Origin of the sequence: Neisseria sp. HMSC065D04 (assembly GCF_001815675.1) — a bacterium.
Classification (GTDB): Bacteria; Pseudomonadota; Gammaproteobacteria; order Burkholderiales; family Neisseriaceae; genus Neisseria.
This window is the reverse complement of the sequence record NZ_KV821473.1, coordinates 40,135-49,594: the sequence shown is the minus strand read 5'-3', so window position 1 is coordinate 49,594 and position 9,460 is coordinate 40,135. Positions and strand designations below refer to the sequence as shown.

Sequence of the window (9,460 nt, the reverse complement as noted above, 5' to 3'; positions counted from 1 at the left end):
CGCCTTGTCCTGATTTAGTTAATCCACTATACATACGGCAGGAGTCGAATCCATCAAAAAGGTCGTCTGAAAAACAAAATGTTCAGACGACCTTTTTGTCTGCTCCGTTTTCAACATTCCACAACGCGGACGGAGACGGGAACGGCTTTTTTCTGGAGGGTGATGGCGAGTCCGGCAAGCGAGGTTTCTTTGTAGGTGGACTTCATGTCGCGCCCTGTTTGCAGCATGGTTTGGATGACTTCGTCGAGCGAGACTTTTTTGTCCGTGCCGTCTTCCAGCAGGGCGAGGGTGCCGAGTTTGAGGGCTTTTTCGGCGGCGATGCCGTTGCGTTCGATGCAGGGGATTTGCACCAATCCGCCGACGGGATCGCAGGTCAGGCCCAAATGGTGTTCCATTGCCATTTCGGCGGCGTTTTCCACTTGTTTGGGCGTGCCGCCGATGACTTCGGCGTATGCACCCGCCGCCATGGAGCAGGCGACGCCGACTTCGCCTTGGCAGCCGACGTCCGCGCCGGAGATGGAGGCGTTGGTTTTGTAGAGGATGCCGATGGCGCCTGCGGTGAGCAGGAAGTTTTCGACGCGCTCTTGCGTGGCGTGCGGGTTGAACTTGCGGAAGTAGTGCAGGACGGCGGGGATGATGCCGGCGGCACCGTTGGTCGGGGCGGTCACGACGCGTCCGCCGGCGGCGTTTTCTTCGTTGACCGCCATGGCGTAAACCATGGGCCAAAGCTGGGTGTTGACGATTTCGGTTTCACGCAGGGCTTTGAGTTTGGCGGCAAGCTGCGGGGCGCGGCGGCGGACGTTTAAGCCGCCGGGCAGTTCGCCGTCTGCCGCCAGCCCGCGTTTGATGCAGCCTTCCATAACGTCGGCAACGCCAGCGACGCGGCGGCGGATTTCGGCTTCGCTGCAACCGGCAAGCGCGGCTTCGTTTGCTAACACGGCTTCGGAGATGTCGAGCTGGTTCATGCGGCATTGGGCGAGCAGTTCGGCGCAGCTGGTATAAGGGTAGGGGACTGGGCGCGTTTGTTCGGCTTGTTGGTCAAACTCTTGATCGGTAACGATAAAGCCGCCGCCGACGGAGTAGTAAATTTGTTCTTTGAGTTTGCCGCCGTCTTTGCCGTAGGCGGTGAAATTCAGTCCGTTCGGGTGTTTGGGCAACACTTGGTCGCCGCGTATATTCAGGTCGCTGTCGGGGTTGAAGCTGATTTCGCGTCCGTTGAGGCGGAGGATGTGTTGCGTGCGGATGCGTTCGAGACGGTCGGGGATGTCGGCGAGGGGGATGTCGTGCGGCAGGCTGCCTTCCAAGCCGAGCAGGAGGGCGTCGAATGTGCCGTGTCCGCGTCCTGTCAGCGCCAGCGAGCCGTAAATGTCGATGACGATGCGCTCGGTTTGCGCGTCCAGCCCCGATTGTTTGAGGTCGTCTGAAAAGGCGGCGGCGGCTTTCATGGGGCCGACGGTGTGGGAGCTGGAGGGGCCGATGCCGATTTTGAAAATGTCGAAAATGCTGATCATGATGTGTTTTCCCTCAATGTTGGCTGTTTGTGTGGCGGGATGCGGATGTTGTCTGTTTGTCGGGTGGTTTGATGTGTCGCGTGGATTAAGGCTCGTTTTCACGCGTCTAAAAGTCTGCGTATTTGCGTATTTTAGCCTTTTTTGTCGGACGGATGATGCGCGGGCTGCCGTCGCAAAAGTATACGGCATTATCCTGTTTTGCAGGGCGGGCGGATAGTGGGGCGGATGGTTTGTGACGGATTGGCATGATTTGTTGCGCGTAGCCATCATGGATTGGTTCGTCTGAAATCTTGTTTGGGCTTGAAACGGGCGAAACGGGGTTTCAGACGACCTTGATGTATCGGCGTGTCGAACTCTTTAGCCTAATGCAAACAATTCGCGCCCGTGGGCTTTCAGCCATGTTTCGGCGGCTTGGGTGTGCGGGGTGAGGCGGTTGACGGTTGCCCAAAACTGCGGGCTGTGGTCGGGGTGGGGCAGGTGGCAGAGTTCGTGGATGCAGATGTAGTCTGCGACGTAATCGGGTGCGCCGATGAGCCGCCAGTTGAGGCGGATGCCGGTGGTATGGCGGCAGACGCCCCAGAAGGTTTTGGCGTTGGAGAGGGCGGTCGCGGCGGGAATGAGGGCGGTGGTGCGGGCGTGGTGTTCGAGGCGCGGCAGCAGGTATTCGCGGGCGCGTTCGTGCAGGAAGCGGCGCAGGTGGGTCAGTTGGGCGGAGGGTTCTTTTTCAGGCAGAAGGATTTCAGACGACCTGATTTGGATGTGGCTGCCGTTGTGGACGGACAGGGTCGTCTGAACGCCTTGATACCAAATCCATTCGGGGAGGGTGTCGGAGGATGCGGCGGCGGTCGGAGCTTGGGCGAGGGTACGGCGCAGCAGGGGTTCGTTGTCGGTCAGCCATTGGGCGAGGGTGCGATGGCTGACAAACGGGGGAACGTTGATGCTGACGGTGTCGCGAGATACGGGGCGCAGGATGAGGTTTTTCTTGGTGCTGCGTTTGAGCCGGATTCGGATGGACTGGCCGTCTGAAAGGGTGTGGGCGTAGTGTCGGGACATGGATTGGGTTGGTGTCGGGGCGAATTTGCGTTTTCAGACGACCTTTGCGACGGCAAACGGTCCTTTTCCTTCAATCAGGGGTTGTTGCGCTTCAATCCGTTTTTCGCATTCCGCCATCAATTCGGCTTCCGTACCGCTGTTATGGGGGATGACGGGGTTGATGACGACGGTGATGGTGCCGGGGTGTTTGAGGAAGGCATTTTTCGGCCAAAATTCGCCGCTGTTGAGGGAGACGGGGACGATGTCCATTTCAAACATTTTCGCCATGCGCGCGCCGCCGAGTTTGTAGCGGCCTTTTTCGCCGGGCGGCAGGCGTGTGCCTTCTGGGAAGATGGTGATCCAGTAGCCTTCGTTTTTGCGTGCCATGCCTTGTTCCATCAGTTGTTTGCTGGCTTCGCGGCTGTTGCTGCGGTCTATGCCTATGGTTTTGACGAGTTTCAGGCCCCAGCCGAAGAAGGGGATTTTGAACAATTCGCGTTTGGCGACGTAAACCTGCGGCGGGAAGATTTCTTGCAGGGCGAGGGTTTCCCAGCCGCTTTGGTGTTTGGCGCAGATGATGGAGGGGCGGTCGGGGATGTTTTCGGCACCGATGAGGCGGTATTTGAGTCCGATGATGTGTTTGAGCGACCAGTTGAGGATGCGTACCCAGATTTGCGCCATTTTGTGCGCGCCGCCTTGGACGGGCAGGGCGAGGAGCATGAAGGGGAAAAGTAAAATCAGGCTGGTGCTGAGGATGAACCAGTAGGTCAGGTTGCGGATGAGGAGCATGTTTTTACCTGTCGGATGGGGCGTCTGAAATCTTGTTTGTGCTTGAAACGGGGCGAAACAGGGTTTCAGACGACCTCGTGTATTTACGGGTTTGCCTGTCCGTCTGCACGGTCTTGTGCGGCTTCGTGCATGATGTATTGGGAGAAGGCGAGCAGGCTTTCGAAGATTTGGGTGTTTTCGGGTAATTCTTTTTCCTGTTGCGACAGGGTTTTCTTGCCTTTGCCGGTCATGACGAGCGCGGTTTTGCCGCCAGCCTCGTGCATGGCTTGCAGGTCGCGCAGGCTGTCACCGACCAGCCAGGTTTCGGCAGGGTCGGCTTTGAAGCGTTCGAGGATGTCGCAAATCATGCCGGGCTTGGGTTTGCGGCAGTCGCAGTTGTCGGCGGCGGTGTGCGGGCAAAACCAGATGCCGTCGATTTCGCCGCCCGCCTGACGGACGAGGCGGTGCATTTTGGCGTGCATTTCGGTCAGGTCTTGGACGGTGAAGTATTTGCGGCCGATGCCGGATTGATTGGTGGCGACGGCGATGTTGTAGCCTGCCTGCGTCAGAAAGGCGATGGCGTCCATGCTGCCTTCGATGGGTATCCATTCGTCTACGGATTTGACGAAGTCGTCGCGGTCTTGGTTGATGACGCCGTCGCGGTCGAGGATGATGAGTTTCACGGTTGCTCTCCGACAGGGGATTCCAAATGGTTTTTCCATTGCTCAAACGCTGCCTGAAAGACGGGTTTGAGGCGTTTGTAGATTTCGGGGGTGTTGGGGACGTGGTAGAAGCCGCCAAGCGACGGGGTGTCGAGGGTGCGAACGTAGTCTTCTAAAAATGCGCCGTAGCCGTCTTCTTCATTGTCGTAGTAATAGGAGGTGAATTTCTGCCCTTGTTCGGTGAAGTCGTCGGGCGTGAGCGCGCCGTCCATGTGTTTGAGCAGGAAGCGGCGGCCGCTGGTTCTGCCTTTGAGCATATTGGCGAAATCTTCCGCGCTTTCGGGGGCGGTTTGCCAAACGGGATTCGCCAGCCCCGCCTGCGCCGCCCATATCCAGTACATGCCGATATGCGTGGCGGCGTTTTCGGACGGCAGGCCTTCGGGATATTCTTCGTCTAGGTGGAAGCGGATGTTGTCGTACATGGACGGTCGTGTGCTGTGATTCGGAGGGTGTTTATTGTAACGGAAAACGGGAGAGGTCGTCTGAAATCTGTTTTCAGACGACCTCCGGGGTGTCGATTTGCTTGTCAGCCTTTGAACACGGGGACGAGTTCGAGCTGGCTCAATACCTGCGCGGCGATGTTGATGACACCGAAGAGGAAAACCCAAACCATCAGTCCGAATCCGCCGTAAATCTTGTAGTTTTTGCTTGCACCGAATTTTTTGCGTGAACGGTAGAGCAGCATAGCGGGGATGATGCCGGTCCAAATGGTTGCCGCCAGACCGACGTAGCCGATGGCGGTAACGAAGCCTGTCGGGAACAGCAGGCAGGAAATCAGGGGCGGCAGGAAGGTGAGGGCGGCGGTTTTGGTGCGGCCGGACACGCTGTCGTTCCATTTGAAGATGTCGGCGATGTAGTCAAAGAGGCCGAGCGTTACGCCGAGGAAGGAAGTGGCAATCGCCATGTAGGAGAAGAGGGTCAATACTTTGTCCATGCTGCCGGTTTGGGCGAACTTGGACAGGGTTTCGATGAGGACGGAGACTTGCCCTTCGGCGGCGATGACGGGGGCGAACTCGCTGCGCGGCAGGTTGCCTTGGATGGCGATTTGCCACAGGACGTAAATCACGAGCGCGACCAGTGTGCCTGCCCAGAGGGATTTGGCCACTCTGGGCGCGTCGCCTTTAAAGTATTTGAGCAGGCTGGAGACGTTGCCGTGGAAGCCGAAGGAAGCGAGGCAGACGGGCAGGGCGGTGGCGGCGTAAATCCAGTAGCTCGTGCCTGCGGGGGCTTGGGTGTCGAAGAGGACGGGCAGTTTGGCATCGGCAATCAGCCCGCCGGTCGCCCAGATGAAGGTCAGCACCATGCCGCCGATGAGGACGCTGGTGAAGCGGTCGACCAGCCGTGCCGACGCCCACACGCAAAACGCGAGGATGCCGAAGAAGACGAGTTGCCCGACGGTGAGCGAAACATCGCTTCCCACCGCGCTGCCCAGCCCTTTGGCGGTCAAGTCGCCGCCGACGAAGATGTAGGCGTAGGTGAGCAGGTATAAGACGAAGGCGACGGCAACGCCGTTGATGACGTTCCAAATCGGTCCGAGCAGGTCTTTGACCATGGTGTCGAAGCTGGCGCCGTGCGGATAGTGGGTGTTGACTTCAAGGATCATCAGGCCGCTGGAGAGCATGGAAAACCAAGTGTAAAGCAACACAATCAGCGAACCGGCAAACCAGACGCCCGACGTGGCGGTCGGGTTGGCAAGCATACCTGCACCGATGACCGTACCGGCGATAATCATGGCGCCGCCGAAGAGCGACGGGGTTTTGGCAGACATTATTTATCTCCCTCCTGCAAAAAACGTGTCCGCCATTATGCCGTAAAGCGTAAGGATTAGTAAGGAGGCCGTCTGAAAAAATGATTTCAGACGGCCTCTTACCGTGTTATGGCTTCTTTACAGACAGCCTTGGCGCACGGGGCTAATTTTTCTCTAATTTTGGCTGCCTACAATGCCGGTTTTTCTAAAAAACGGGGCGGCCGATAACCAATAAAACGCCCCGAATCTACGGGTTTATTCCTTTCTCACTCAACCGTCCGGCTTGCGCGGGGCGCCTTGCCGCCGCACGCGGGTTCCGGCTTTTCCATCCGGCGGCACGATGTCGTACGATGCCGTTTTTTAAACCGCAATGCAGGTGCGCCGCTGAACCTTCAGGCAGGCGGCAACTCTGAAACACACAAACACACAATATATCAAGGAAAGGAATCGGCAATGAGCCAATCATACGAAGTCATTTTTGAAAACAACTGCAAATGGCTGGAGCAGAAAAAACAGCAGTATCCCGATTATTTTAAAGAACTTGCCGACGGGCAAAACCCCGAATACCTCTACATCGGCTGCTCCGACAGCCGTGTCGCGGCGGAAGGGATGATGGGGCTGGAACCCGGCGAAGTGTTCGTGCACCGCAACGTCGCCAACCTTGTGCACGGTCTGGATTTGAACGCCGCCTCCGCCATCGAATACGCCGTGTCGCATCTGAAAGTCAAACACATCATCATCTGCGGCCACTACAACTGCGGCGGCATCAAAGCGGCGATGAAGCCGCAGGATTTGGGTTCGATGAACCCGTGGCTGCGCAGCATCCGCGACGTGTACCGCCTGCATCAGGAAGAATTGGATGCGATTGAGGACGGACACCTGCGTTACGATCGCTTGGTCGAATTGAACGTGCAGGAGCAGTGCCTCAACGTCATCAAAATGGCGTGCGTGCAGGAACGCTACCTGCTCGACGGCTATCCGATCGTGCACGGCTGGGTCTTCGACCTGCGTACCGGCCGCCTCATCGATTTGAACATCGATTTCAAAAACATTCTCGCCGACATTCAAAAAATCTACGACCTCACCGATTCCGAATGGGTGGTCAACGCGCGCAAGAAAGCGGGTTGATAGGCCGGAGGCCGTCTGAAAATATCGCTTGGAAAAATGCCGCCTTTCCCGCGCAGGCGGGAATCCGTTCGGACGATAAACAATATTTGTGAAACTCGATAAACCGTTTCCCAAAGGTGGATTCCCGCCTGCGCGGGAAGGACGGCGGGTGCGTTTGTCCGGCGGCTGAAAAATAAGGTTATCCGTTATGTCCGATTTTTTTCAGACGGCCTTTCCCTCTTTCCCTCCCGAAACCCTGCTTCATCCATACAAAAAAACATACACACAAACACACACATCAGGAGTACCCCTCACCATGAAACCCCATCAGAAAAAACAAGCTTTGGGCAGCCTGTTTAAGTCCAATTTCGCTTCCGGACTGGTCGTCTTCCTCGTCGCCCTGCCGTTGTGCCTCGGCATCGCGCTTGCTTCCGGCGCGCCGCCGTTGTCCGGTGTGTTGGCGGGCATCGTCGGCGGCATCGTCATCGGTTCACTCAGCACCTCGCACATCAGCGTTTCCGGCCCCGCCGCGGGCTTGGCGGCGATTATCCTTGCCGCGATTACCGAACTCGGTTCGTTCGAGTTGTTTCTGTGTGCGGGCTTAATCGCCGGTGCCATCCAGCTTTTACTCGGCTTTATCCGTGCCGGCAGCCTTGCCGAATACATCCCCGTGTCCGTTATCGAAGGCATGTTGGCGGGCATCGGCGTGATTATCATCATGAAACAGATTCCGTTTGCCTTGGGCAGCAGCGGCAGCCTCGCCGACCCCGCCGCCCTGTTCGCCGACATCCACACAGGTTCTCTTTTAGTAGCGGGCGTGTCGATGGCAATCCTAATCGTATGGGACAAAATCCCCGCGTTGAAAAACATCAAAGCCCTGCCCGCCGCGCTGGTTGCCGTGGGTGCGGGGATACTGATGAACCAATGGTTTATCGCCAGCGGCAGCAGCCTTGCCATTCCCGCCGGACAACTCGTCCAACTGCCCGTCCCCGACACATGGCGCGAAGCCGCAGGGATGCTCACGCTGCCCAACTTTTCAGGTTTCGGCAACAGCTACGTTTGGATGACCGGCATCACCATCGCCATCGTCGCCTCGATTGAAACCCTGCTTTGCATCGAAGCCGCCGACCGCCTCGACACCCGCCGCCGCATTACCGACACCAACCGCGAATTGCGCGCGCAGGGCGCAGGCAACATCGTCAGCTCGCTTATCGGCGGCCTGCCCATCACCTCCGTCGTTGTGCGCTCGTCCGCCAACGCCAATGCAGGCGCGACGCACAAACTCTCTGCCGTTATCCACGGCGTCCTGTTGCTGGTGTGCGTTTTGGCGATTCCCTTTATCCTCAACATGATACCCCTGTCCACCCTCGCCGCCGTCTTGCTGCTGGTGGGCTACAAACTGGCAAAACCCGCCACCCTCCTGCATTTCTGGCATAAAGGGCTGTACCAGTTCATCCCCTTCGCCGCCACCCTCGCCGCAGTCGTCACGCTCGACCTGCTCAAAGGCGTCGGCATCGGGCTCGCCATCAGCATCATCTTCATTCTTCAGGGCAACATGAAACGCGCCTACTACCTCAGCCGCGAAGAACTCGCCGAAGCCGACGAAATCAGCTTGGAACTGGCGGAAGAAGTCTCGTTCCTGAACAAAGCCGCCATCAAGAAAACCCTGAAAAACATCCGTCCGGGTTCCAAAGTAACCATCAACGCCGAACGCTCGTCCTACATCGCCGGCGACGTATTGGAACTGATTGAAGACTTCGCCAACGTCTTTGCCAAAGAAAACGACATAGACGTCATACTCAAAGGCTTCAAATCCGACTACGACCACGAAGGCCGCGACCACCACAGCCATGTGCGGGTAGGGCATAGCGCGAGTATTTAGAAGTCGGGTTGGAGACAGCAGGAGAAGAAAGAGGCCGTCTGAAAAACCTGTTTTGGGCTTTTCAGACGGCCTCTTTAGCAGATGCAAATGGAAAATACCGGCTTCGTCATTCCCGCGCAGGCGGGAATCTAGGTTTTGGAAGCTAGGGAAATCTTTAAAAATTGCAGCGGCCTTTCAGAGTCTGGATTCCCGCCTGCGCGGGAATGACGGCGGCTGATGAATCGGCTGTTTCGTCCGACAGAAAAGAAACATAACGAAATATCTAAAAAAAACAGCAGGATTCGCGGGCAAAGCCCACGCCACACCGTCGGGCAATGCCTAAAGTTGGAGAAAACCCATAGCGGAATTTTTTGTGTTGATTTGAGGGATAACAATCGTAGTGTGGGCTTTGCCCACGAGAATCCGCCCCTCTCCCGTTCGGCGGGAGAGGGTTGGGGAGAGGGTGGCTCTTGCCCTTTATGCCGTATATCCGCAAGCCACCCCCATCCTAACCTTCCCCCGATAGACGGGGGAAGGGATAAGGTTGCCGTAGCTGAAAAAAGGTCGTCTGAAAAACCTATTTCGAGCTTTTCAGATGACCTTGTTGCATTCCGACACTTTAAATTTATTATCGCTTCAATACGACACTAAAAAGCAGTAACGGCGGCATTCAGTAATCTACCCCCTCTCCCGTCCGGCGGGAGAGGGTTGG

At 57.1% G+C, this 9,460-nt stretch carries 8 protein-coding genes; 2 read left to right on the top strand and 6 right to left on the bottom strand.

From position 1 onward, the window contains the following. Positions 1–110: 110 nt before the first annotated feature. From HMPREF3050_RS01320 to HMPREF3050_RS01295, 6 genes are all read right to left on the bottom strand, one after another. Positions 111–1,511: an L-serine ammonia-lyase gene (locus tag HMPREF3050_RS01320; RefSeq protein WP_003768281.1), complete on the bottom strand. Its 1,401-nt coding sequence runs from the start codon at positions 1,509–1,511 to the stop codon at positions 111–113. Between the two features lie 357 nt (positions 1,512–1,868). Continuing rightward, entirely contained in the window at positions 1,869–2,564 is a 696-nt protein-coding gene (locus HMPREF3050_RS01315; RefSeq protein ID WP_070773188.1) for a M48 family metallopeptidase, read from the bottom strand. Between the two features lie 33 nt (positions 2,565–2,597). Next, positions 2,598–3,332 (bottom strand): lysophospholipid acyltransferase family protein, encoded by a 735-nt coding sequence (locus HMPREF3050_RS01310; protein ID WP_070773187.1) that lies wholly within the window; start codon positions 3,330–3,332, stop codon positions 2,598–2,600. Positions 3,333–3,415: 83 nt separating this feature from the next. Continuing rightward, entirely contained in the window at positions 3,416–3,994 is a 579-nt protein-coding gene (gene gmhB / locus HMPREF3050_RS01305) for a D-glycero-beta-D-manno-heptose 1,7-bisphosphate 7-phosphatase (RefSeq protein WP_070773186.1), read from the bottom strand. Then, positions 3,991–4,455, bottom strand: a complete 465-nt coding sequence (locus tag HMPREF3050_RS01300) for a DUF7832 domain-containing protein (protein WP_049223250.1) — start codon at positions 4,453–4,455, stop codon at positions 3,991–3,993. Before HMPREF3050_RS01300 ends, gmhB begins: the two co-directional genes overlap by 4 nt. 104 nt (positions 4,456–4,559) lie before the next feature. Continuing rightward, positions 4,560–5,801 (bottom strand): aromatic amino acid transporter, encoded by a 1,242-nt coding sequence (locus HMPREF3050_RS01295; protein WP_070773185.1) that lies wholly within the window; start codon positions 5,799–5,801, stop codon positions 4,560–4,562. 432 nt (positions 5,802–6,233) lie between these two features. On the opposite strand from HMPREF3050_RS01295, the gene HMPREF3050_RS01290 reads away from it, so the two are divergent. After that, a complete protein-coding gene (locus HMPREF3050_RS01290) occupies positions 6,234–6,908 on the top strand; it encodes a carbonic anhydrase (protein WP_070773184.1) in 675 nt (224 codons plus the stop codon). Between the two features lie 295 nt (positions 6,909–7,203). Next, positions 7,204–8,769 carry a SulP family inorganic anion transporter gene (locus HMPREF3050_RS01285; RefSeq protein WP_070773183.1) on the top strand — a complete coding sequence of 522 codons (1,566 nt, stop codon included), beginning with the start codon at positions 7,204–7,206 and terminating at the stop codon, positions 8,767–8,769. The last annotated feature ends 691 nt before the right edge of the window (positions 8,770–9,460 follow it).

Coding starts and splice junctions, on each gene's coding strand:
- HMPREF3050_RS01320 (WP_003768281.1), bottom strand. CDS start 1,511: ATGATCAGCATTTTCGACATTTTCAAAATCGGCATCGGCCCCTCCAGC.
- HMPREF3050_RS01315 (WP_070773188.1), bottom strand. CDS start 2,564: ATGTCCCGACACTACGCCCACACCCTTTCAGACGGCCAGTCCATCCGA.
- HMPREF3050_RS01310 (WP_070773187.1), bottom strand. CDS start 3,332: ATGCTCCTCATCCGCAACCTGACCTACTGGTTCATCCTCAGCACCAGC.
- HMPREF3050_RS01300 (WP_049223250.1), bottom strand. CDS start 4,455: ATGTACGACAACATCCGCTTCCACCTAGACGAAGAATATCCCGAAGGC.
- HMPREF3050_RS01295 (WP_070773185.1), bottom strand. CDS start 5,801: ATGTCTGCCAAAACCCCGTCGCTCTTCGGCGGCGCCATGATTATCGCC.
- HMPREF3050_RS01290 (WP_070773184.1), top strand. CDS start 6,234: ATGAGCCAATCATACGAAGTCATTTTTGAAAACAACTGCAAATGGCTG.
- HMPREF3050_RS01285 (WP_070773183.1), top strand. CDS start 7,204: ATGAAACCCCATCAGAAAAAACAAGCTTTGGGCAGCCTGTTTAAGTCC.